The sequence below is a fragment of the Pseudoclavibacter sp. Z016 genome, assembly GCF_002931215.1.
GTDB lineage: Bacteria > Actinomycetota > Actinomycetes > Actinomycetales > Microbacteriaceae > Pseudoclavibacter.
Genome location: NZ_PSTU01000002.1, coordinates 195,105 through 217,182, shown reverse-complemented (window position 1 = coordinate 217,182; position 22,078 = coordinate 195,105). Strand labels below are relative to the sequence as shown.

The following is a 22,078-nucleotide window of genomic DNA, read 5'->3' as shown; positions in this document are numbered from 1 at the left end:
GACGTGCGGCGGGGCGGGGCGAGCGTCGGGTGGGGCCGGCTCGACGTCAGTCTTCGGTGTCGCGGCGCAGGGGGCCCGGCAGGAAGTGCATCTGCTCGAGTCGGCCGTACTTGACGACAAGCGCCTCGACGAGGTCGCGCTGGTCCTCGTCGTCGATGCGGATCTGCGTGTGCCCGTTGTACAGGAGCAGGTCGTGGGCGTTGGAGAAGATGAGGCGCTCCCAGCGGCTCGACCAGAGCCTGCGCCCCCGCTCGTCGAACGCGACGACGTCGTCCGCGGTGAGGGTCATCATCGCGACGCCATCGCTGCCGCGCACGATGAGGCCGACTGGGAACTCGCTCTTCTCGTAGTCCTCGAAGTAGGCGTTGAAGCCCACCAGGGCCAGCGGATACACGGAGCGAAGCTCACGGGAGACCCTGGAGACCCGCAGCTGACGCGTCTCCGCTGGTTCTGCTGGCTTGGCTGGCGAACCGTCGGCCCCGGTCTCGTCTCCGCTACCGGTGTCGCCCTCGGCGGGCACGGCGACCGGGGTGGGCGCCTGCTCCTCGACGGGGACGGCGACGAGCTTCCCGGGCTTGTGGCTCTCGACCCATAGTTCCCAGAGGCGCTGCTCGTTCGCCGGGAACGACCCGCTCGAGGTGACGAACGGCTGGTCCCTGCCGATGACGCGGTGCGTGTACTGCCACAGCGGGAGGCGCCTCGGGCGGGGGCGGATGCTGAGGTCGCCGAAGACGACGATCGCACCGATCGCGATGACCGCGAGCACGAAGATGGCGAGCAGCCCCCCGAACAGCTCGTCTTGATTCACCTTCGAAGAGTAGCGCGGCGAGGGGGTGCCCGCGCGACGCTCGGGGTGGCAGGAATGCGATGCCGAGTGACCGCGGAGCGATACGCCGCCTCCGTAAGCTCGGTGTGTTCTGAGGTTAGCCTTACCTCTGGCGCTCGTACTTCTGTCGAATGGAGCCACCTTGACCTCGACTGTCACCCGTCGCTTGTCCACCTCATCCCGTCCCACCCCGCGACGCTCGACGCATCGCCGCTGGACCGGAGCGCTCGCCGCGGCCACCGTCGCGGTTTTCGCGCTCGCGGGCTGCGCATCCGGTGACGCCGAAGCGGCTGACGGAGTGACGGCGACGGCGGCCGAGGAGGGTGCCCTGCCCGTCACGATGACGCACGTCTTCGGCGAGACCACGATCTCGGAAGCACCAGAGCGGGTCGTGACGATCGGCTGGGCGACGCAGGACGTCGTCGCCGCGTTCGGCACCGTGCCGGTCGGGATTCCCGAGACGTGGGGCGGCGACGAGGAAGGCTACTCGCCGTGGTTCCGCGCGGAGGTCGAGGAGCTGGGCGGCACCATGCCGGAGATCCTCAACTACAACGACGCGAACGAGCTCGACTTCGAGCAGATCCTCACGCTCGAGCCCGACGTGATCCTGGCCCCGCACTCCGGCCTCACCGAGGTCGAGTACAACCGCCTCTCCGAGATCGCCCCGACGGTCGCGTACCCCGAGAAGCCGTGGGCCTCCGAGTCGTGGCAGTCGCTCGTCGAGATCGTCGGCGACAGCCTCGGACAGCCCGCGAAGGCCGACGAGATCATCGCCGAGACGCAGGGCCAGCTCGACACCGTCAAGGAAGAGAACCCGCGGTTCGCCGACACGACCTTCGCGTACGGGCTCACCCTCAGCGATGGGGCGACGGAGGCCGGCATCTACATCCCGAGCGACCTGCGGGTGCAGTTCCTCACCGAGCTGGGCCTCAAGAACACCCCGGCCATGGACACGGTGCTCGGCACCGTCGAGGGCGACAACTGGTACGGCGCCGTGAGCCTCGAGGAACTCGACACCATCCCCGCCGACATCTTCGTCGCCTGGTCGAACAGCCAGGAAGAGCTCGACTACACGCTCAACCACCCCACGTTCAAGCTGTGGGAGCCCATCGCCACCGGCCACTACCTGTTCCTCGAGAGCGAGCCGCTCGCCATGGCGACCAACGCACCCACGCCCCTCTCCATCCCGTGGGCCATCGACGAGTTCGTTCCCATGCTGAACTCCGCCATCGACGGCAACGGAGTCGGAGGCGCGGAATGACCGCCCTCACCGAAGCCGGAACCGCAGCCGGAACCGAATCCGCAACCGAAGCCGGAACCGAGTCTGAGACAGCAGCGAGCAGCTACGTCGAGCGCATCCACCGCGCCGTCGTGACGGGCGTGCGGCAGCTCGGGCCCGGGATGCTGCGGGTCACGTTCGGCGGCGACGACCTGCTCGACTACCCCACGACGGGGATCGGCGACGAGTACGTGCGCCTCTTCTTCCCCGACGAGGCGCACCTCGAGCCGCGCCTGCCGTTCGTCTCGGGCCGCGGCTGGGACTACGAGGAGGGTGTCGAGCCATCGCAGATGCGCACGTACACGATCCGCGACCACCGGCCTGGTGAGATCGACATCGACTTCGTCGTGCACGAGGGCGGGATCGCGAGCACGTGGGTGCTCGGCGCGAAGCCCGGCTACGTGCTCGGCATCAACCCGCCGCGCGACCTGTACGCGCTGCCCGAGGGTGTCGCCAAGCAGGTGCTCATCTGCGACGAGCCGGCCCTGCCTGCCGCGCTGCGCATCGCCGAGCTGACGCCACACGTCGAGACGGAGATCGTCTGCGAGATCCGGGATGCGGGCTACGAGCTGCTCCCGTCGGTCGAGCTCAAGGCGGCACACTGGGTGCGCGGCTCCGGCAACGGCCACCGGCCGAGCCGCCTCGTCGAGGCCGTGCGCCGCCTCGACATCCCGAACGACGGCAGTGTCTACGTGTGGGTGGCCGGCGAGACGCGCGTCACACGAGAGGTGCGCAGCCACCTCCGCCACACCCTCGGCCTCCCCGGCTCCGCGTACAAGGTCGTCGGCTACTGGACCTACGAGGTCGAGGCCTGGTCGGCCAAGTGGGAGGCGCTCGACGAGTCGATCAAGCAGCAGATCATGGACCTCTACGGCGAGACCGGCGACGGCGAACCGGAGATGGATGAGGAGACCCGCATGGACGAGGTCTTCCGCATCTACGCCTCGGTCGGCCTCTAGCAGCGCCGTGGCGACGATCAGCACAGCGGGTCCGAGCGTCGGGGCGGCTCGCTCGAACCCCCGGGACCCGAGCGGGAGCGGCCTGGCGAGCAGCAACGCCAAGCGCACCCTCGCGCTTGTCATCGCCCTCGCGGTGCTCGCAGGCACGGTCGTGCTCAGCATCTTCGTCGGCGCGCGAGCCATCTCGCCCGAGGTGGTCTGGGAGGGTCTGCTCGGCTCGCGCGCCACCGAAGAGCACGTCATGGTGCTCGACCTGCGCATCCCGCGGACCCTCGTGGGGCTTGTCGTCGGGCCCGCGCTCGGGCTGTGCGGCGCCCTCATCCAGGCGTTCACCCGCAACCCGCTCGCCGACCCCGGCATCCTCGGCGTCAATGCCGGCGCGAGCTTCGTCGTGACGCTCGCGGTCGGCCTCTTCGGCTTCACCGCCCCCGGCCAGTACGTGTGGTTCGCGCTCATCGGGGCGTTCCTCGCGACCATGCTCGTCTACGCCATGGGCTCGGTCGGCGGCGGCAAGGCGACGCCCCTCACCCTCACGCTCGCGGGCGTTGCGATCAGCGCCGTGCTCGGCGGCTTCACCTCGGCCATCGTGCTGAAGAACATCGACGCCCTCAACGTGACCCGGTTCTGGGGAGTCGGATCCATCGGCGGGAGGTCGATGGACGTGGTGCTCACGTGCCTGCCCCTCATCATCGTCGGGGTGGTGCTCGCGCTGTTCTGCGCCCGCTCCCTCAACGCGCTGTCGCTGGGTGACGAGCTCGCGGCCTCGCTCGGGGTGCGCATCCGCTCGACCCGAGTGCTCGTGGTCATCGCCGTGACGCTGCTCGCCGGCACCGCCGTCGCGATCGCCGGCCCGATCGGCTTCGTCGGCCTCATGGTGCCGCACGTCGTGCGCTGGTTCGTCGGGCCCGACCAGCGCTGGATCATCGTCATGTCGATCGTCATGTCGCCCATCCTGCTGCTGGCCGCCGACATTCTCGGCCGCATCGTGTTGCCGTCCGGAGAGCTGCGGGTGGGGCTCGTGACCGCGATCATCGGAGCACCCGTGCTCATCGGCCTCGTGCGTCGCAAGAAGGTGAGCGGACTATGACCGCGACACGTGAGAGAACCGCCGTCGCCGCAACTGCTGCCCGGGGCATCGACTTCGGCGACCGCACCTACGCCGTGCGCTTCGGCCGCTTCTCCAACCTCCACCGCCGCCGCGCGGTCGTCGTGTGCGGCGCGATCGTCGTCGCCATGCTGGCGCTCGGCGTCGTCTCGCTCGGCTACGGCACGCTCGCCCTCTCGCCCTGGGAGGTGCTGACGGCGCTCTTCGATTCGGATGCATCGAGGGCGCATCGGCTCGTCGTGTTCGAGTGGCGCCTCCCGCGGTTCCTGTTCGCCGTGCTGGCCGGCCTCGCGCTCGGCGCAAGCGGCGCGATCTTCCAGTCGATCACCCGCAACCCGCTCGGCTCGCCCGACATCATCGGCTTCTCGACGGGCTCCTACACGGGCGCGATCATCGTGATGCTCTGGATCGGCTCGACCTCGTACTACGCCATCGGAGCGGGGGCCCTGCTCGGCGGGGCCGTCGTCGCGGCGGCCGTCTACCTGCTCGCCTACCGGAAGGGACTCCGTCCGTTCCGGCTCATCATCGTGGGCATCGGCGCGAGCGCCATGCTCGCGTCTCTCAACGCGCTCATGATGATGCGGGTCAGCCAGGAGCAGGCGATGCTCGCCGCCGTCTGGGGCTCCGGCTCGCTGAGCGCGCTCGGCTACGCGCAGCTGCTGCCGGCGACGCTCATCTTCGCCGCGCTGGTCGTGGGATGCGGGGTCCTCGGTCGTCCGCTCGCGGCGCTCGAGGTCGGCGACGACGCGGCTCTGTCGCTCGGCGTGCATGCGAACCGCACGCGCGCCTTCTCGACCCTCGTCGGGGTCGCGCTGACGGCGCTCGTCACGGCAGCGGCCGGACCCATCTCGTTCATCTCGCTCGCCGCCCCGCAGATCGCGCGCCGGCTGACCAAGGGTGCAAGCCTGCAGCTCCTGCCGTCGGCGCTCGTGGGCGCGCTCCTCCTCGTCTCCGCCGACCTCGTCGCGCAGCTCGTCGACCTCCCCGTCGGCGTGCTCACCGTCTGCGTCGGCGGCATCTACCTCGCCTGGCTGCTCGTGCACGAGCAGACCACGAAGAAGGGACGTCAGTGATGACGATCGAAGCGGATACAGCGAGCCTGGCAGGCCCTGCGACGGGCCTGGTCGCGGCTGAGCTCAAGGCCACCTCCGTGCACGTCGGCTACGACGCGCAGCCCATCATCGAGGGCCTCGACTTCGAGGTGCCGGCGCATTCGTTCACCGTCATCATCGGGCCGAACGCGTGCGGCAAGTCGACGCTGCTGAAGGCCCTCGCACGGCTCCTCAAACCGAGCGACGGCAGCGTGCTGCTCGATGGCAGCGACATCTTCACACTCAAGACGAAGGACGTCGCGAAGCGCCTCGGCTTGCTGCCACAGACGTCGCTCGCCCCTGAGGGCATCCGGGTCGCCGACCTCGTCGCGCGGGGCCGGTTCCCGCACCAGGGCATGTTCGACCGCTGGTCGGAGGCCGACGAGCGCGCCGTCACCGACGCGATGGCCGCGACGCGGGTGGATGCGCTGTCGTCGCGGTTCGTGGACGAGCTGTCCGGCGGTCAGCGGCAGCGCGTGTGGGTCGCGATGGCGCTCGCGCAGGAAGCACCCGTGCTGCTGCTCGACGAGCCCACGACGTTCCTCGACATCTCCCACCAGTACGAGCTGCTCGAGCTGTTCCGGCGGCTCCGCGGCGAGGGGCGCACGCTGGTCGCCGTGCTGCACGACCTCAACCAGGCGGCCCGGTTCGCGACGCACCTCGTGGTCATGCGCGACGGCGAGATCGTCGCCCAGGGCAAGCCGGGCGAGGTGCTCACCGCCGAGCTCGTCGAGGACGTCTTCTCGCTGCCCTGCCGCATCATCGACGACCCCGAGACCGGCACGCCGCTCGTGATTCCGCGCGAAGGGGTGTGGACGGAGTAACGGGAGCGGCTTGGCCGAGCAGCGCGCTCGACAGCCATGATGGACTGCGGAACGAACTGATGGCACGCACGCTCGACCTGGGCTGCGCGTGCCGCCCCGAACCGAACCGAGCCGAGCCGAACGGAGTCGATGATGACGGAACTGAACGTGACGAGCATCCCGTGGGGTGACGGTCACTGGACCAACGAGCCGGTTGCCGCGGAGGCGAGCGAGGACGGGCTCCGCGTCACCGCCGTCGAGGGCAGCGACGCGTGGCGCACCACGTCCTACGGGTTCATCCACGACACCGAGCACGCGCTGCTGCGTCCGTTCGAGCAGGATTCCGCCGTCGAGGTGGAGTTCGTCGTGGACTTCACCGAGCAGTTCGACCAGGCGGGGATCTTCCTCAGGGTCGACGACGAGACCTGGATCAAGGCCGGCATCGAGCTGAGCGACGGGCAGGAGCAGCTGGGGGCGGTGGTCACCAGGTCCGAGTCGGATTGGTCGCTGGCTCCAGTGCCCGAGTGGGGTGGCCGCCGTGTCGCGGTGCGCGCGAGCCGGGAGGGCAACGCCGTCACCATCCGCGCCCGGGTGGACGCCGAGCCGTGGCGCCTCGTTCGAGTGGCACCGCTGGCTGCCGATGCCCGCGTCGCGGCTGGCCCGTTCTGCTGCGCGCCGTCGCGGAGCGGCCTGGTGGTGCACTTCACCGCGTGGCGGACGACGCCGGCGGACGACTCGCTGCACCCGTGAGGCAACGGCCCGCTGGCGCTCCCGTCTCGGGATGCGGCAGCGGGCCGTGCTCTGTTGCGGGCCGTGTTCTTCTGTGGGCAGAGCTACCCGACCGCGTTGGGGATGATGACGAGGATCAGCCAGCAGAGCAGCGGGGCGATCGCGACGACGGCCACCGCGTTGAGCAGCAGGTGCTTGTAGAAGACACGGCGGTCGATGCCCTGCGCGTTCGCGAGCACCAGCGCGCCGTTCGTGGAGAACGGTGAGACGTCGACGACGGTGGCCGAGATGGAGAGGGCCGCGACGACTCCAACGATGGGGAGCGCGCCCATCTCCAGCAGCGGCATCGCCAGGGGGATGATCGCCGTCAGGAGGGCAGTTGAGGAGGCGAAGGCGGACGTCAGGCCGATCACGTAGCAGAGCACCAGCGCGACCACGATCGGAGCTCCGATGAGGAGGGCCATGTCGGCGAGGTGGTCGATCGTGCCGAGCTCCTGGAGGATCGACACGTAGGTGATCATGCCGGAGACCAGGAGCACGGTGGACCAGCTGATGCCGGCGATCGCGTCGCTCTGCTTCTTCAGATCGGTGAAGGCCAGCACGACGCCCGCCGCGATGGCGATGAAGCTGATCGGCAGGTGGAAGACCAGGACAAGGACCAGGATCACGGCGATCAGCGCGAGCGTGAGCGCCTGGACGCGGTTCGCCTTCGAAGGGCCTTCGTCGTCGATGTCGTGGGCGCCGGCGGTGGTGATGGAGCCGGTCGCCGTGTACTCGAGTGTGCGCACTCGGCTCGCGACGGCGTAGACCACGACGGTCAGGATCGACAGGAGGGTGTTGATGCCGTAGCTGGCGAAGAAGAGCGACCAGGGCTCGATGGCGAGTCCGTTGCCCTCGACGAGGTCGCGCACGATGATCCCGGAGACCGAGATCGGCGAGAACGCCCCGGCGTGGGCGCCGTTGATGGTCATGATGCCCATCACCAGCGGGCTCATGCGGCTGCGGGCTGCGAACGTCATCGCGGCGGGTGCGATCAGGGCCACGGCGGCCGGGCTGAACGTGCCGAGCGCGGTCAGGAACGATGCGACCGCGAAGAAGACCCAGGGGATGAGGGAGACGCGGCCCCGCACTGCGCGGATGCACACGTTGACCAAGAGGTCGATCGTGCCGTTCTTCTTGGCCATGCCGAAGAAGTACGTGACGCCCACGATCGTGAGCACGATCGAGCCGGGGAACGCGGACAGGATCTCCTTGTCGTCGAAGCCGAGGTAGATGGCTCCGACGGCGAAGGCTCCGACGAACCCGAGGAAGCCGATGTTGATGGGGAAGATCGTGGCGATCACGAACATCGCGATCAGTGCGATGAGAGGAAGGATTTCAGTGGACGACATTGTCACGCTTTCGGATCAGGATGGAGAATATGCCAGTGGGGGCGTGCTCACCGCACGTAGAGCTGCGAGTCGGCGAGCCGGCGGGCAGCGCGTCGCAGGAGGACGCGTGAGCCGTCCGCGGAGATCTCGACCTCGCAGCGGAGGGTGCCGCCGAGCGTGCCGATGGTGATCACCCGGACGTCGAGGGCCGAAGTGGAGGACGCAGCATCCGCCGGCTGGCCGACTGGTCCGAGGACCGAGTCGGTGGCGGTCGTCGCGAGGGCGATGGCCACCGCGCTGGTCAGGCCGATGGTCGGATGCGGGTTGTTCATCGAGAGCATGCGGACCGAGACGTCGTAGTCGTTGGCGCTGACCGGCTCCCCGAGCGACGTCACGTAGTCGACGGGCGGGCCGACGATGCCGACCTTCGGGATCGCGTCGAAGGCCTCGTCGATGGAGGGTGCGATGCCCATCGCCACGGCGGTGCGGGCGCGGATCTTGCGCAGCATCGGAACGTACTGGCGCACCTGCTCCTCGGTCGCGGCGGCCGAGACGCCGAGCGAGTCTGCCTCGACAAGCGCGACCGGGGCTCCGGCATCCGCCATCGAGACCGCCACGGTGAGTCCGTCGACGGTGAGCTCGTCTCGGTGGTTGCCTGTGGGCCAGAGGCTTCCCGTGGTCGAGCCGACCGGGTTGATGAAGGCGAGGTCGACGGCGGTGCCGGCTCCCCGGACGCCGGGGACGCTCACGGTCGCCTCGTGCTCCTCGGTGTCCACCCGGGCGTTCACCTCTGCGCCCGTGTTGAGGTTGCGCATCCGCACCTCCGTGCTCGGCGCCCCGTGTGCGAGGTCGAAGGTGTCGACGGCCCAGAGCGCGACCGCGGTGGCGCAGTTCCCGCAGTTGCTGCCCCACTCGACGACGGATTCGCCGACGGCGACCTGCGCGAAGAGGTAGTCGATGTCGAAGGCGGGGTCGGCGCTCCTCGACACGATGGCGGCCTTCGAGGTGACGGAGGTGCCGCCGCCGACGCCGTCGAGCTGCCGCGGGTCCTCTGCGCCGAACGTGTCGACGAGCAGTGCGGTGAGCGCCGCTCGGTCCGCAGGGACATCTCGGGAATCGAAGATCCAGCACTTGCTGGTGCCGCCTCGCATGAGGGTTGCTGGGGTTTGCATCGTGGAGCCTTTCGTCTGACTCCCTCCAAGCTAGGAAGCGAAAGGCTTCACGTAAATTGAATGTTGCTACGCTCAGCTTTAGCCAAACTGAAAGGTGAGTCATGTCGGACCTCTTCGACGCCGCAACGCTGTCCCTGCTCTTGGACGTCGTGGATGCTGGCAGCATCACCTCGGGAGCCGAGCGCGCGAACATGACGGTGTCCGCCGCCTCGCAGCGCATCACCAAGCTCGAGAAGTCGATCGGCCAGCCCGTCCTCGTCCGCCTCCCCCGGGGTGTGCAGGTGACGGAGGCGGGGGCCGTGCTGGTCGAGCGCGCGAGACTCTTCCGGCGAGAGATGCGGGCCGCGAGGGGCGACCTCGAGGCGCTTCGAGGCCTCGAGCGCGGCACCGTACGCCTCGGCTCGTTCCCCACCGTGAGCGCGTCACTGCTCTCCGACGCGCTCAAGAGCTTCCATCACTCGCAGCCGAGCATCACCGTGCAGGTGCGGTCAGCGCTTCGGCCGCGGCTCGTTGAGATGCTGCACAGCAGCGAGGTGGAGCTCGCGCTCATGTGGAGCTACGCCTGGACGGAGGCGGCCGAGCAGTCGCTGTCGCTCGTGCCGGTCGCCACGGATCGGACGGTGCTCCTGGTCGCGGCCGACTCCGAGATCGAGGACAACGTGACCGTGAGGTCGCTGCGTTCCGCCCAGTGGATCATCCGCAACGACCGGCATCCTGCCTCGGAGGTGCTGTTCCGAGCCTGCGCGGCGGCGAGGTTCGAGCCGCGAGTCGTCTACGAGGCGCACGACTACCAGGAGATCGAGGCGATGGTGGCGGCCGGTGTGGGGATCGCGATGGTGCCGGAGCTCGCGATCGCGCACCACCGGCCGGACGTGCGGATGGTCCGCTTCGCCGGTCGCGACGAGGTGCCGTCCCGTTCCATCACGATCGCGTCGCTCGCGCGGCGGCAGTACACGCCGGCGATGTACGCCATCTCGCGGGCGATCCACGACGCGGCGCGGAGTATCGCGCAGCGGGGCCAGGTCCAACGGGTGTGACCGCGGCGCGGCATGCCGAGGAGAGGTGCCACGGGGTGGCGCCGTTGGCCCTCTCCGAACAAGAGCGGCGCCACCTCGTGGTCGTCGTTCGGTGCCGCCGCGAAGAGCCGCGGCGGCACCGAGGTCGGTCGAGAACCGCCGGGTCTACAGCCCCTGCGCGAGGCGGTAGTAGGCCTGGTTCCAGCGCACTTCCTTGCTGAACTCGCGCAGGGTGGTGTCGGCGTCGATGCGCAGCAGCTCGGTCTTCGCGATGGTCGCGAAGTCCTCGAACACGTCGATGCCGACGGCGGTCGACATGACCGTGTGGTGCGCGGCGCCGGCGGTGAGCCAGGCTGCGGCCGACACCTCGAACGAGGGCTCCGGCTTCCAGACGGCGCGGCCGACGGGCAGCTTCGGCAGGGGAGCGGTGGGCTCCACGACCTCGACGACGTTCGCGACGAGGCGGAACCGGTCGCGCATGTCGCTGAGCGCGACGACGACCGCGGGGCCCGGGTCGGCGGTGAAGACGAGGCGCACGGGGTCCTCCTTGCCGCCGATGCCGAGCGGGTGCACCTCGAGGCTCGGCTTGGCGGTGGTGAGGGAGGGGCTCACCTCGAGCATGTGCGCGCCCAGGATGAGCTCGCTGCCCTCGGTGAGGTCGTACGTGTAGTCCTCCATGAGGCTCGCCCCGCCGGGCAGGCCGGCGCCCATGACGTTCGCGGCCCGCACGAGGATGGCCGTCTTCCAGTCGCCCTCGGCGCCGAAGCCGTAGCCCTCGGCCATGAGGCGCTGCACGGCGAGCCCCGGGAGCTGCTTGAGTGCCCCGAGGTCCTCGAAGCTCGTCGTGAACGCGCTGAAGCCGCCGGCCTCGAGGAACGAGCGCAGGCCGAGCTCGATGGCCGCGCCGTCGCGCAGCGACTGGTGGCGCTCGGCGCCGCGCCGCAGCTCGGGGGCGACGTCGTACAGCTCCTCGTACTCGGCGACCAGCGCATCCACCGCCGCGTCGTCGACCGCGGCGACGGCGTCGGCGAGCTCGTTGACGCCCCACGTGTTGACCTGAACGCCGAAGCGCAGCTCGGCCTCCGTCTTATCGCCCTCGGTGACGGCGACGAAGCGCATGTTGTCGCCGAAGCGGGCGAGCTTCATGGTGCGCACGGCCTGCCAGGCGGCCGCGGCGCGCGACCAGCTGTCGATCTGCCGCGTCACGCTCGCGCTCGACGCGTGGCCGACGACCGTCTTGCGGGGGATGCCGAGGCGGGTCTGGATGTACCCGAACTCGCGGTCGCCGTGCGCCGCCTGGTTGAGGTTCATGAAGTCGAAGTCGATGTCCGCCCACGGCAGCTCCACGTTGGCCTGCGTGTGCAGGTGCAGGAGCGGCTTCGCGAGCGTGTCGAGGCCCTGGATCCACATCTTCGCGGGGCTGAAGGTGTGCATCCACGCGACGATGCCGATGACGTTGTCGTTCGAGTTGACCTCGAGGGCAGCGCGGCGGATGGCGTCGGAATCGGTGAGCACCGGCTTCCAGACGATCTTCACGGGCGTCTTCGGCGACTCGTTGAGGGTGTCGACGATGGCCTGCGACTGCTCGGCGACCTGGCGCAGCGTCTCCTCGCCGTAGAGGCCCTGGCTGCCGGTGAAGAACCAGATCTCGAACTCGTCGAAGGAAGTGGTGAGTGCGCTCAACTGAGGGCTCCTGTCGGGTCTTGTCCGTAGACGTTCTGATAGCGGTCGAACAGCGAGTCGACGGCCTGCTGGGGGATGGCGTTCGGAGTGCCGAGCTGTCGGGAGATGTGCACGGTGCGGGCGACGTCCTCGACCATGACGGCCGCCTTCACGGCGTCGCGGGCGTCCTTGCCGATCGTGAACGGCCCGTGGTTCTTCATGAGCACGGCCCGCGAGCGGTGCCCGCGCAGCGTCTCGACGATGCCGCGGCCGATCGAGTCGTCGCCGATGATCGCGAATGGGCCGACGGGGATCTCCCCGCCGAACTCATCCGCCATCGCCGTGATGACGCACGGGATGGGTTCGCCCCGCGCCGCCCACGCCACGGCGTAGTCGGAGTGCGTGTGCACGACCCCGCCCACCTCTGGCATGTTGCGGTACACGTAGGCGTGCGCCGCGGTGTCGCTCGATGGCGAGCGATCGGAGCCGGGAGTGCCGGGCACGACCTCGCCGTCGAGGGTGCAGAGGATCATGTTGTCGGCGCTCAGCTCGTCGTAGCTGACGCCGGACGGCTTGATGACGAACAGCTCCGTGCCCGGCACGCGGCCGGAGATGTTGCCGCCCGTCCAGACCACGAGTCCGTAGCGGACGAGCTCGTCGTGCAGCGAGGCGACCTCGGCGCGGACCTTGTCGATGCTCGTCTGAGTTTCAGGCGTGATGACGGGCGTGGTGCCGGAGGTCTGGATGCTCACGCGTTGACCTCCTCGCGGGTTGCCGGGGCCGGGGCAGCGGATGCGCCGGCGAGCGCCTCGCGGCGGCGTCGCTTGAGGCGCTTCATGACCTGGTTCGCGCCCCGCCCGAAGTGGTCGTGGAGCTCGTCGTACTCGGCGTAGAGCTCGTCGTACGCGGCGACCGCCTCGGGATTCGGCACGTACTTGGCTTGGGTCACGCGCCCCATGGCGGCGGCCGCGGCGCGCGCATCCGGGTACGCTCCTGCGGCGATCGCCGCGTGGATGGCGGAACCGAGCGCCGGACCCTGCGCGCTGTCGATCGTGGAGATCGGCAGGCCGAGGATGTCGCTGTAGGTCTGCATGAGGAACGCGTTCTTGAGCAGTCCGCCGGCCGCGATGAACTCCGTCACGGGAACCCCGGAGGCGTTGAACGTCTCGACGATCTTGCGCGTGCCGAAGGCCGTCGACTCGAGCAGCGCACGATAGACGTCCTCCGCCTTCGTCGCGAGCGTCGCACCGACGAGCAGGCCGGAGAGCTCGTGGTCGACGAGCACGGAGCGGTTGCCGCTATGCCAGTCGAGCGCGATGAGGCCGTGCGCCCCGACGGGCTGCGCTGCCGCGAGGTTGGTGAGGTGCTCGTGCACGGAGATGCCGAGTTCGGCCGCGGCCCGCTCGTAGCGGGCGGGCACCTGGTTCTCGACGTACCAGGCGAAGATGTCGCCGACGCCCGACTGGCCGGCCTCGTAGCCGTAGAGGCCCGCGACGATGCCGCCGTCCACGACCCCGCACATCCCCGGCACCTCGGCGAGGGTGCCGGAGCTCATGACGTGGCAGGTGGAGGTGCCCATGATGGCGACCATCTGGCCCGGCTCGGTCGCGGCCGCAGCAGGGGCGGTGACGTGCGCGTCGACGTTGCCGACCGCGACCGCGATGCCCTCTGGCAGTCCCGTCCACGCCGCGGCTTCCGCCGAGAGCGTGCCTGCTGCGTCGCCGAGCTGGCCGATCTCGTGGGCCAGCTTGGCCTCGGCGAAGTCGGCGAACTCGGGGTTGAGGGCGGCGAGGAACTCGCGGCTGGGGTACTCGCCGTCCTGCAGGATGCCCTTGTAGCCGGCGGTGCAGGCGTTGCGGACGTACGTGCCCGTGAGCTGCCAGACGATCCAGTCGGCCGCTTCCACCCAGTGGTCCATGGCGGCGTACACCTCGGGGTCCTCCTCGAGGAGCTGGAGGCCCTTCGCGAACTCCCATTCGCTCGAGATGAGGCCGCCGTACCGGGGCAGCCACTTCTCACCTCTCAGCTCGGCGAGGTCGTTGATGCGGTCGGCGTGCGGCTGCGCTGCATGGTGCTTCCAGAGCTTCACGTAGGCGTGGGGCCGCGTCTCGAAGCCGGCGACCTCGTTGAGCGGGGTGCCGTCGGCGAGCGTCGGCACCATGGTGCAGGCCGTGAAGTCGGTGCCGATGCCGATGACATCCGCCGCGTCGATGCCAGCATCTGCGATGGCAGCCGGCACGGCGACCTTGAGGACGTCGACGTAGTCGCTCGGCACCTGCAGCGCCCACTCGGGCGGGAGCTGCTCACCCGTCGCCGGGAGCCGCTCGTCGACCACGGCGTTCGGGTACGCCAGCTCGCCGACGCCGAGCTCGGCGCCGTCACGCACCCGGACGACGACCGCCCGGCCGGAGAGGGTGCCGTAGTCGACGCCGATGACGTAGCGATCCGCGGTGTCTGCCCTCGTGCGATCGGCGTCCTGCATGCGCGATTCCGAGTTCGTCGAATGACTCATCCTGGCGGTCTCCTTTGGCTCGACCGGATGTAATGTGATCGATCACACCATGCAGACGCCGTGAGCGCAAGCCCAGAGTTGTGGACGCGGTCCGGCTAGCTCTCGAGGGTCATCCGACGAGTCGACGCGCGGCTGATCAGCTTCGGCAGCACGTTCGGGATGCCCTCGTCGCCGTCGAGGAGTCGCGCGACGCACTGGGCCCCCGCGGCGGCGAAATGCTGCCGGACGGTCGTCAGCGGGGGCCAGAAGTGCGCGGCCTCCGGGATGTCGTCGAAGCCCACGACACTCAGGTCGTCCGGCACGGAGACGCCGGCATCGTGCGCCGCGTGGAGCACGCCGAGGGCGGTCTGGTCGTTCGCGCAGAACACGGCTGTCGCGTTCGACTCGAAGATCTGGGCCGCGGCCAGATAGCCAGCGCCGGGGGACCAGTCCCTGGCGTCGATGTGTCGCGCGTCCAGGCCCCGCGACTCCATCTCGAGACGGAAGCCCCGGAGGCGGGAGGTGGCGTCGATCCAATCGCTGGGGCCGGCGAGGTGCACCACGTTGATGTGCCCCAGGTCGAGCAGGTGGGCCGTCGCCACGCGGGCACCCTCGAGCTGATCCTGAGCAAGGTCGGCCCCTCCCTCGGTGGCCCATGCCTGCAGCGTCACGAACGGGATGCCCGACTTCATGCTGCTCAGCGCCTCGAGGAGGGGGGTCTGCGGCGCGACCGCGACGATGCCCTCGACGTTGAGGCTCGCCAGGTTCCCGAGGGCCTGCTCGATCGACGCGACATCGAAGCCGTCCGTCTGTTCGACGATCGTCGTGTAGCCCCGTGCGCGCGCGGCTTCCGTGATGGCGATGATGCTCGACGACGGGCCGTACTCGCCGTTCGCGGTCGAGAGGACCCCCAGTGTTCGGCTCCGCTTCGAGGAGAGTGCCCTCGCGGCGAGGTTCGGGCGGTAGTCGAGCTCGCCCATCGCATCCAGCACCTTCTGCCGAGTGGCCGGGCGGACGCTCGAATGGTCGTTGAGGACCCTCGAGACGGTCTGGTGGGAAACCCCGGCGGCACGCGCGACGTCGAACACGCTTGCGGCCCGCTTGGGCTTCATCGCATCCACAGGTCCGTTCGTCATTCCGCAATTATGCCCACAGCCAGCGAGTGGCGGTGCCCGAATAACGATTGAGATTGGCGGTTGCGCTCCCCGGATGTGATCGATAACATTTCGGCAGATGCGAGGAAGCATCCCACGGCGCAGCATCACGACGGCCCAGGCACGAGTGAACTGCTCTCAACGAGGAGAGACAAGCGTGAACAAGTCAACGATCAAGACCATCGCCGGGATCGCGATGGCAGGAGCACTCACTCTGAGCATGGCGGCCTGCTCCGGAGGTTCAGGTGACACGGCCGCAGGCAGCGACGGAGAGCTCATCACCGTCGGCTTCGTCGCCGTCGGACCAGAAGGCGGCTGGCGCACCGCGAACGAGCAGAACATCCAGGACTCGTTCTCCACCGAGAACGGCTTCGAGCTCAAGTACGCGCCCGCGACCAACGGGGACCAGAACTCGCAGATCACCGCATTCACCTCGTTCATCGACGAGGGCGTCGACGCCATCCTGCTCTCCGCCACCGAAGCCACCGGCTGGGAGAGCGTCCTCGAACGAGCCCAGGAAGCCGAGATCCCCGTCATCCTCCTGGACCGCGGCATCGAGCCGAACGACGAAGCCCTCTACACGAGCCACATCGCGCCTGACAACGTGGGGATCAGCTCAGCCGCAGCCGAGTGGGCGAACGGGCAGTTCGCAGACGGAGGCAACTACGTCGTGCTCGAAGGTCCCCCCGGACTCTCCGTCGTCAACGACCGCAACAAGGGGTGGGACGAGAGCATCGACTCGAAGCTGAAGAAGCTCGAGAGCCAGTCGGCGAACTGGTCGACTGAAGAGGCCAAGAGCGTCTTCGAGACGATCCTCAAGTCGAACAGCAACGACGTGCAGCTCGTCTTCGCGCAGAACGACGAGATGGGACTCGGCGCAGCCCTCGCCGTCGAGGAAGCTGGACTCAAGCCGGGCACCGACGTGAAGATCATCACGATCGACGGCACCAAGGCCGCCCTCGAAGCGCTCGCAGCTGGCCGCCTGTCCTTCGTCGCCGAATACAACCCGCTGTTCGGTGACGTCGCCGTCGACGTCGTGAAGTCCGCGGTCGCCGGCGAGAGCGTCGAGAAGAACATCGTCGTCGAGAGCGTGACCTTCGACTCGCCGGAGGCCGCGACCACCGCCCTCCCCGACCGCAAGTACTGACAGCGCTCGTGCCCCGGCGCGCCGCCGCTCTCTCGGCGGCGCACCGGGCGCACCCACCCCACACACTCGACGCCGGCCCACCGGCAGAACGCTAGGCGATCATGGCAGCGAACCAGCCAATCGTTGAGATGAGCGGCATCTCAATCGAGTTCCCCGGAGTGAAAGCACTCCAAGACGTGAACTTCCGCCTCTTCCCCGGCGAAGTGCACACCCTCATGGGCGAGAACGGCGCGGGGAAGTCCACCCTCATCAAGGCCCTCACCGGCGTCTACAAGATCGACGCAGGCGCCATCCTGATCGGCGACGAGGAGCGACAGCTCAGGGGCACGGCAGACGCCCAAGCCGCAGGCATCTCCACCGTCTACCAAGAGGTCAACCTCTGCGACAACCTCTCCATCGGGGAGAACGTGATGCTCGGGCACGAAGTGCGTGGGCCCCTCGGGATCAACTGGCGCAAGACGAACGCGGCAGCGCGCGACGCACTCGCGGCACTCGGACTCGACCACCTCGACCCGAAGCGCTCCCTCTCGAGCATCTCGCTCGCGATGCAGCAGCTCGTCGCGATCAGCCGAGCGATGGTCATCAGATCGAAGGTCCTCATCCTCGACGAGCCGACGTCGAGCCTCGACGCGCAGGAAGTGGATGGGCTCTTCGCCGTCATCCGCCAGCTTCGCGAGCAGGGGGTCGCGATCCTGTTCGTCTCCCACTTCCTCGACCAGGTGTACGCGATCAGCGACCGGCTGACCGTGCTCCGCAACGGCCAGTTCGTCGGCGAGTACGCCACCGCGGAGCTCAGCAGAAGCGATCTCATCTCGAAGATGATCGGCAAGGAGTTCTCGACCCTCGAGTCGCTGGGCGCCAACCGACGGGTCGACGCTCGCGGCAGCGATGATGTCCCCCTCTACCGCGCTCAGGGCATCGGCCGAAAAGGCTCCATCGATCCCGTCGACATCGAGGTCCACCGCGGAGAGGTCGTCGGCCTCGCCGGACTCCTCGGATCGGGGCGCACCGAGCTCGGGCGCCTGATCTACGGGGCAGACAAGCCAGACGCCGGAACGGCCCACCTGAACGGAGCGCCCGTCGAGGTGCATTCGCCCGCCGCCGCGCTCGGCAAGCACATCGCCTTCTCGACCGAGAACCGTCGAGACGAGGGCATCGTGGGCGACCTCACCGTTCGCGAGAACCTGATCCTCGCCGTCCAGGCCAGACGAGGCTGGGCCCGCCCCCTGTCCAGAAGAGAGCAGAACGAGCTCTGCGCCAAGTACCTGACCGAGCTCAACGTCCGCCCCGCCGACCCGGAGCGCGCCATCCGCAACCTCTCCGGAGGCAACCAGCAGAAGGTGCTCCTCGGGCGCTGGCTCGCCACGAAGCCCGAGCTGCTCATCCTGGACGAGCCGACCCGCGGCATCGACGTGGGAGCCAAGGCCGAGATCCAGGAGACCATCGCGCAGCTCGCCGAAGACGGCATGTCGGTCATCTTCATCTCGTCGGAGCTCGACGAGGTGGTCAGGCTCAGCGAGCGGATCGTCGTCCTCAAGGACCACAGGAAGATCGCGGAGATCGCCAACGGCCCCGACGTCACCGCGGACCTCATTGTCCAGACCATCGCCGCCGACGGAGTCGACGCGCAGCTGCCGGACACCCCGTCCACCCCACCCGCATCCACTGACGTCGAGGGAGCCCACGCATGAGCCAGACCACGGCCCCGCTCGGCACACCGACCACCGACAGCCCCGCCGAACCGCCCCGACGCCGACGAGACACCGACCACCCGGTGCGCGGCGCGCTCCGGCAGCCCTACATCTGGGCGGTCGTCGCACTCGTGCTGCTCATCATCATCAACCTGCTCAAGGACCCGGGCTACCTGGGCATCTCGGTCAACCAGGCGACCGGCGACCTCAACGGCAACATCATCGACATCCTCCGCGCAAGCGCACCCGTCATGATGATCGCCGTCGGCATGACCCTCGTGATCGCTACGCGCGGCATCGACCTGTCCGTCGGCTCCGTCATGGCCGTGGCGGGTGCCGTCTCGATGGAATTCATGGCGTCCGCGCAGAACTCCTTCGGCTCGGCACTGACCGCCATCGGCCTTGCGCTGCTCATCAGCGCGCTCCTCGGCACCGTCAACGGACTCCTCGTCTCCGTGGTCGGCCTGCAGCCCTTCATCACCACGCTCATCATGATGCTCGCCGGTCGCGGGCTCGCGAAGGTCATCACCGCCGGCCAGAACACGTCGGCGAGCAACGACTCGTTCCGCTGGATTGCCAACGGCACGATCGGCGGGTTCCCCGTGATCTTCCTGCTGGCCGTCGGCATCGTCGTCCTCGTCGCGCTGCTCGTGCGACGCACCGCGCTCGGCCTCATGATCGAGTCCATCGGCATCAACCCCAAGGCCTCCCGCATGGCGGGCATCCGCCCCATCGGGCTGCTCTTCTTCGTCTACATCTCGAGCGCGATCCTCGCTGGCGTCGCGGGCATCCTCAGCACCGCCACCGTCATGACGGTCGAAGTCGCCAAGACAGGATCGGCGTCGGAGATGGATGCGATCCTCGCCGTCGTCATCGGCGGCACGTCGCTCGCCGGGGGCAAGTTCTCGCTCACGGGCAGCGTCATCGGCGCCCTGCTCATCGCGACGCTGGACAAGACCGTCGTGTTCCTCTCCATCCCATCCTCAGCCACGCCCGCGTTCAAGGCGATCGTGATCGTCCTCGTCTGCCTCCTGCAGTCGCAGCGCGTCCGCGACTTCTTCAAACGGCGACGAGCCAAGACCCCCACCGGACCCGCGAGTTCCGCACCAGCCCAGAAGGCGGTTGCCGCATGACCACCATCGTCGAACAGACCAGCCAGGTCACCAGGCTCGCGAAGTTCAAGCCGAACCTCGACTCCCTCCCGACGCTCGCCGCAGTGGTCATCTTCGTCGGGATGCTCGCATACGGGGAACTCGCGTACGGCGGGATCCTGCAGTTCAGCACCCTCTCCAACCTCCTCATCAACAACGCCTACCTGATCGTCCTCGCCATCGGACTGACCTTCGTCATCCTGACGGGCGGCATCGACCTCTCCGTCGGCGCGGTCATCGCCGTCAGCAGCCTGATCGGGGTCATGCTCTCCAGCGCAGGTCTCCCCGCGATCCTCGTGATCGTGCTGATGATCGGCGTCGGCTCGCTCTTCGGCCTCGCCTCCGGAATCCTCATCCACTCCTTCCGAGTGCAGCCGTTCATCGCGACCCTCGCGATGATGTTCCTCGCCCGCGGGCTCGCCTCGATGCTCAGCACCGAGCCCCAGCGACTCGCGGACGACTCGCCCATCCGCGGGCTCTCCACCGAGATCAAGATCATCGACGGACCGAAGATCAACGACCTCGTCGTCACCCCCGCCGTCGTCATCGCGGTTCTCCTCGTCGGTGTCGCCTTCTTCATCCTGCACCGCACCCGCTTCGGGCGGACCGTCTACGCCATGGGAGGCTCGGAGCAGTCCGCGCTGCTCATGGGACTCCCCGTCGCTCGGACGAAGATCATGATCTACGTCATCAGCGGCACCCTCGCGGGCATCGCGGCAGTGCTCTACACCTCGAAGCTCGGGATCGCGCAGAACATCACGGGCGTCGGATGGGAACTCGACGCGATCGCGGCGGTCATCATCGGCGGCACGCTGCTGACCGGCGGCGGTGGGTTCGTGCTCGGCTCAGTGGTCGGCGCACTCGTGCTGGGTCTCATGAACGTCCTCATCACACGCGACGGCAGTATCCCTCCCGAGGCGACGACGATCATCACCGGCGGCATCCTGCTCGTGTTCGTGCTGCTGCAGCGGGCCGTCACCTCCCGGAAGCGACGAACGCAATAGCGGCGGGCGCTGTGCCTGGCGAGCCTCCCTGTGCGAGCCTAAACTCAGCCCATGACCGGCATCACCGCACGGGGAGCGCGCGTCTGCGCGGCGGTCCTCGCGGCGGCTGCGCTCGCGTCGCTGAGCGCCTGCTCGGCGAGCCCGGCCCTCACGATCGGGGCGGATGCGCCTCCCACGGTCACCGAGACCCCATCAGTCGCCGCACCTCCGGCGGCGAGCGGCGAGCAGTTCACGCCCGTCGTCGTCTCCGCCCTCGCTGCGCCCATCCCCGTGCTCGGCACTGATGAGCGCATCCACCTCGCCTACGAGCTGCAGCTCACCAACGGGTCGCCGTCGAAGGTGAAGATCCAGGCGGTCGAGGCGAGCAGCGGCGGAACGGTGCTGCAGGAGCTCGAGGGCGACGACCTCGACGACGTGATGCGCGTCGCCGGTGCCACCGATGGTGGAGGGCTCGAGCTCGGGCCTGGGCAGAACGCGACGGTGTGGATGGACGCGACCGTCGCGTCCGACACCGACGTGCCCGACCTCATCGACCACACCGTCACCGTCGAGATGCCCAAGGCGCAACCGCCGCTGTACGAGAAGACCATCGCCGAGACCACTCAGGCCGTCGCCGTCGACAGACGCGAGGTCGCCGTCATCGGCCCGCCCCTCACCGGCAGCGGATGGCTCGACGCCAACGGCTGCTGCGGCCTCACCGCCCACCGCGGCGCCGTCAGCCCCATCAACGGCGCCTACTGGGCGCCGGAACGCTGGGCCATCGACTACGTCAAGCTCACCCCCACCATGCGGCTCTACGAAGACTCTCGCGACAACGCGCGCAGCTACCCCGGCTTCGGCGAGAACGTCATCGCCGTCGCCGACGGCCCCATCGTCGCCATCACGAGCGACCGCCCCGAGCAGGATGCAGGCACAGCCCCCGGCCCGACCCTCACCCTCGATGAATACGGCGGCAACTACGTCGTGCAGGACATCGGCGGCGGCAACTACGCGTTCTACGCCCACCTCAAGACCGGCAACCCCTTCGAGCTCCGGGTCGGTCAGCAGCTCGCCCGCGGCGACCGCCTCGGGCTGCTCGGCAACAGCGGGAACAGCGACGCCCCGCACCTCCACTTCCATGTCATGGACTCCCCGAACCCCCTCGCCTCCAACGGACTGCCGTTCGTCTTCGACACGTTCACGCTCGACGGCCAGGTCACCTCGCAGGCCGCGCTCGACGCCGGCGAACAGGGCAAGGCCTACAAGGTCGACAAGGCAAACGCCGGAGCGCGCACCAACCAGGTGCCGCTCACCGGCGACCTCATGACCTACCCCGCCGCGTAGCCCCACCCCGCCGCCGCTCCTCCTGCCCCGGGGATCGCTGCCCGGCGTTTCGCCCTCCGGAGCCTCGCGTCGAGGGGGCTTTGTCGGGCCGTGATGGGCTCCGAT

At 68.8% G+C, this 22,078-nt stretch carries 19 protein-coding genes; 12 read left to right on the top strand and 7 right to left on the bottom strand.

The window, feature by feature from the left end:
* Positions 1-46 precede the first annotated feature (46 nt).
* Complete coding sequence (locus C5B99_RS01260; RefSeq protein WP_104239950.1) at positions 47-808, bottom strand: hypothetical protein; 762 nt, start codon at positions 806-808, stop codon at positions 47-49.
* 160 nt (positions 809-968) lie between these two features.
* On the opposite strand from C5B99_RS01260, the gene C5B99_RS01255 reads away from it, so the two are divergent.
* From C5B99_RS01255 to C5B99_RS01230, 6 genes are all read left to right on the top strand, one after another.
* Positions 969-2,087 carry an ABC transporter substrate-binding protein gene (locus tag C5B99_RS01255; protein ID WP_219819599.1) on the top strand — a complete coding sequence of 373 codons (1,119 nt, stop codon included), beginning with the start codon at positions 969-971 and terminating at the stop codon, positions 2,085-2,087.
* Complete coding sequence (locus C5B99_RS01250) at positions 2,084-3,064, top strand: siderophore-interacting protein (RefSeq protein ID WP_181064904.1); 981 nt, start codon at positions 2,084-2,086, stop codon at positions 3,062-3,064. The genes C5B99_RS01255 and C5B99_RS01250 overlap by 4 nt, the downstream gene beginning before the upstream one ends.
* Before the next feature lie 7 nt (positions 3,065-3,071).
* A complete protein-coding gene (locus C5B99_RS01245; RefSeq protein WP_258062993.1) occupies positions 3,072-4,151 on the top strand; it encodes an iron ABC transporter permease in 1,080 nt (359 codons plus the stop codon).
* On the top strand, positions 4,148-5,242 hold the full coding sequence (locus C5B99_RS01240; protein WP_104239948.1) for an iron chelate uptake ABC transporter family permease subunit: 1,095 nt from the start codon (positions 4,148-4,150) through the stop codon (positions 5,240-5,242). Before C5B99_RS01245 ends, C5B99_RS01240 begins: the two co-directional genes overlap by 4 nt.
* Complete coding sequence (locus C5B99_RS01235; protein ID WP_104239947.1) at positions 5,242-6,084, top strand: ABC transporter ATP-binding protein; 843 nt, start codon at positions 5,242-5,244, stop codon at positions 6,082-6,084. The genes C5B99_RS01240 and C5B99_RS01235 overlap by 1 nt, the downstream gene beginning before the upstream one ends.
* A 132-nt stretch (positions 6,085-6,216) precedes the next feature.
* Positions 6,217-6,813 (top strand): DUF1349 domain-containing protein, encoded by a 597-nt coding sequence (locus tag C5B99_RS01230; protein WP_104239946.1) that lies wholly within the window; start codon positions 6,217-6,219, stop codon positions 6,811-6,813.
* An 83-nt stretch (positions 6,814-6,896) separates the two neighbouring features.
* Here C5B99_RS01230 and C5B99_RS01225 read toward each other — a convergent pair whose 3' ends face one another.
* Positions 6,897-8,183, bottom strand: a complete 1,287-nt coding sequence (locus tag C5B99_RS01225; RefSeq protein WP_104239945.1) for an SLC13 family permease — start codon at positions 8,181-8,183, stop codon at positions 6,897-6,899.
* Positions 8,184-8,230: 47 nt separating this feature from the next.
* Positions 8,231-9,334, bottom strand: a complete 1,104-nt coding sequence (locus C5B99_RS01220; protein WP_104239944.1) for a PrpF domain-containing protein — start codon at positions 9,332-9,334, stop codon at positions 8,231-8,233.
* Between the two features lie 101 nt (positions 9,335-9,435).
* Here C5B99_RS01220 and C5B99_RS01215 point away from each other — a divergent pair, with 101 nt between their 5' ends.
* The gene (locus C5B99_RS01215; protein WP_104239943.1) at positions 9,436-10,371 is read left to right on the top strand and encodes a LysR family transcriptional regulator; all 936 of its coding nucleotides are present in this window, start codon (positions 9,436-9,438) and stop codon (positions 10,369-10,371) included.
* Between the two features lie 144 nt (positions 10,372-10,515).
* Here the strand turns inward: C5B99_RS01215 and araA are convergent, their stop codons facing one another.
* From araA to C5B99_RS01195, 4 genes are all read right to left on the bottom strand, one after another.
* Complete coding sequence (gene araA / locus C5B99_RS01210; protein WP_104239942.1) at positions 10,516-12,033, bottom strand: L-arabinose isomerase; 1,518 nt, start codon at positions 12,031-12,033, stop codon at positions 10,516-10,518.
* On the bottom strand, positions 12,030-12,758 hold the full coding sequence (locus C5B99_RS01205) for an L-ribulose-5-phosphate 4-epimerase (protein WP_258062997.1): 729 nt from the start codon (positions 12,756-12,758) through the stop codon (positions 12,030-12,032). Before C5B99_RS01205 ends, araA begins: the two co-directional genes overlap by 4 nt.
* Positions 12,759-12,760: 2 nt before the next feature.
* Positions 12,761-14,494, bottom strand: coding sequence for a ribulokinase (araB, locus tag C5B99_RS01200; protein WP_104239969.1), 1,734 nt, complete (start codon positions 14,492-14,494; stop codon positions 12,761-12,763).
* A 125-nt stretch (positions 14,495-14,619) separates the two neighbouring features.
* Positions 14,620-15,639: a LacI family DNA-binding transcriptional regulator gene (locus C5B99_RS01195; protein ID WP_228496680.1), complete on the bottom strand. Its 1,020-nt coding sequence runs from the start codon at positions 15,637-15,639 to the stop codon at positions 14,620-14,622.
* A 175-nt stretch (positions 15,640-15,814) separates the two neighbouring features.
* Between C5B99_RS01195 and C5B99_RS01190 the strand changes: the two genes are divergently transcribed.
* The 5 genes from C5B99_RS01190 to C5B99_RS01170 all read left to right on the top strand — a co-directional run bounded on the left by C5B99_RS01190 (position 15,815) and on the right by C5B99_RS01170 (position 21,973).
* Complete coding sequence (locus tag C5B99_RS01190) at positions 15,815-16,804, top strand: ABC transporter substrate-binding protein (RefSeq protein WP_308471571.1); 990 nt, start codon at positions 15,815-15,817, stop codon at positions 16,802-16,804.
* Positions 16,805-16,932: 128 nt separating this feature from the next.
* The gene (locus C5B99_RS01185; protein ID WP_374953457.1) at positions 16,933-18,495 is read left to right on the top strand and encodes a sugar ABC transporter ATP-binding protein; all 1,563 of its coding nucleotides are present in this window, start codon (positions 16,933-16,935) and stop codon (positions 18,493-18,495) included.
* The gene (locus C5B99_RS01180; protein ID WP_104239939.1) at positions 18,492-19,628 is read left to right on the top strand and encodes an ABC transporter permease; all 1,137 of its coding nucleotides are present in this window, start codon (positions 18,492-18,494) and stop codon (positions 19,626-19,628) included. Before C5B99_RS01185 ends, C5B99_RS01180 begins: the two co-directional genes overlap by 4 nt.
* Positions 19,625-20,650 (top strand): ABC transporter permease, encoded by a 1,026-nt coding sequence (locus tag C5B99_RS01175; protein ID WP_104239938.1) that lies wholly within the window; start codon positions 19,625-19,627, stop codon positions 20,648-20,650. The genes C5B99_RS01180 and C5B99_RS01175 overlap by 4 nt, the downstream gene beginning before the upstream one ends.
* Positions 20,651-20,701: 51 nt before the next feature.
* Positions 20,702-21,973, top strand: coding sequence for a M23 family metallopeptidase (locus C5B99_RS01170; protein WP_104239937.1), 1,272 nt, complete (start codon positions 20,702-20,704; stop codon positions 21,971-21,973).
* The last annotated feature ends 105 nt before the right edge of the window (positions 21,974-22,078 follow it).

Bases quoted from the DNA above. Each gene is read 5' to 3' on its own strand.
- C5B99_RS01240 (WP_104239948.1), top strand. From the start codon at position 4,148: ATGACCGCGACACGTGAGAGAACCGCCGTCGCCGCAACTGCTGCCCGG.
- C5B99_RS01220 (WP_104239944.1), bottom strand. From the start codon at position 9,334: ATGCAAACCCCAGCAACCCTCATGCGAGGCGGCACCAGCAAGTGCTGG.
- C5B99_RS01215 (WP_104239943.1), top strand. From the start codon at position 9,436: ATGTCGGACCTCTTCGACGCCGCAACGCTGTCCCTGCTCTTGGACGTC.
- C5B99_RS01180 (WP_104239939.1), top strand. From the start codon at position 18,492: ATGAGCCAGACCACGGCCCCGCTCGGCACACCGACCACCGACAGCCCC.
- C5B99_RS01250 (WP_181064904.1), top strand. From the start codon at position 2,084: ATGACCGCCCTCACCGAAGCCGGAACCGCAGCCGGAACCGAATCCGCA.
- C5B99_RS01170 (WP_104239937.1), top strand. From the start codon at position 20,702: ATGACCGGCATCACCGCACGGGGAGCGCGCGTCTGCGCGGCGGTCCTC.
- C5B99_RS01185 (WP_374953457.1), top strand. From the start codon at position 16,933: ATGAGCGGCATCTCAATCGAGTTCCCCGGAGTGAAAGCACTCCAAGAC.
- araB (WP_104239969.1), bottom strand. From the start codon at position 14,494: ATGCAGGACGCCGATCGCACGAGGGCAGACACCGCGGATCGCTACGTC.
- C5B99_RS01175 (WP_104239938.1), top strand. From the start codon at position 19,625: ATGACCACCATCGTCGAACAGACCAGCCAGGTCACCAGGCTCGCGAAG.
- C5B99_RS01235 (WP_104239947.1), top strand. From the start codon at position 5,242: ATGACGATCGAAGCGGATACAGCGAGCCTGGCAGGCCCTGCGACGGGC.
- C5B99_RS01230 (WP_104239946.1), top strand. From the start codon at position 6,217: ATGACGGAACTGAACGTGACGAGCATCCCGTGGGGTGACGGTCACTGG.
- C5B99_RS01225 (WP_104239945.1), bottom strand. From the start codon at position 8,183: ATGTCGTCCACTGAAATCCTTCCTCTCATCGCACTGATCGCGATGTTC.
- C5B99_RS01195 (WP_228496680.1), bottom strand. From the start codon at position 15,639: ATGACGAACGGACCTGTGGATGCGATGAAGCCCAAGCGGGCCGCAAGC.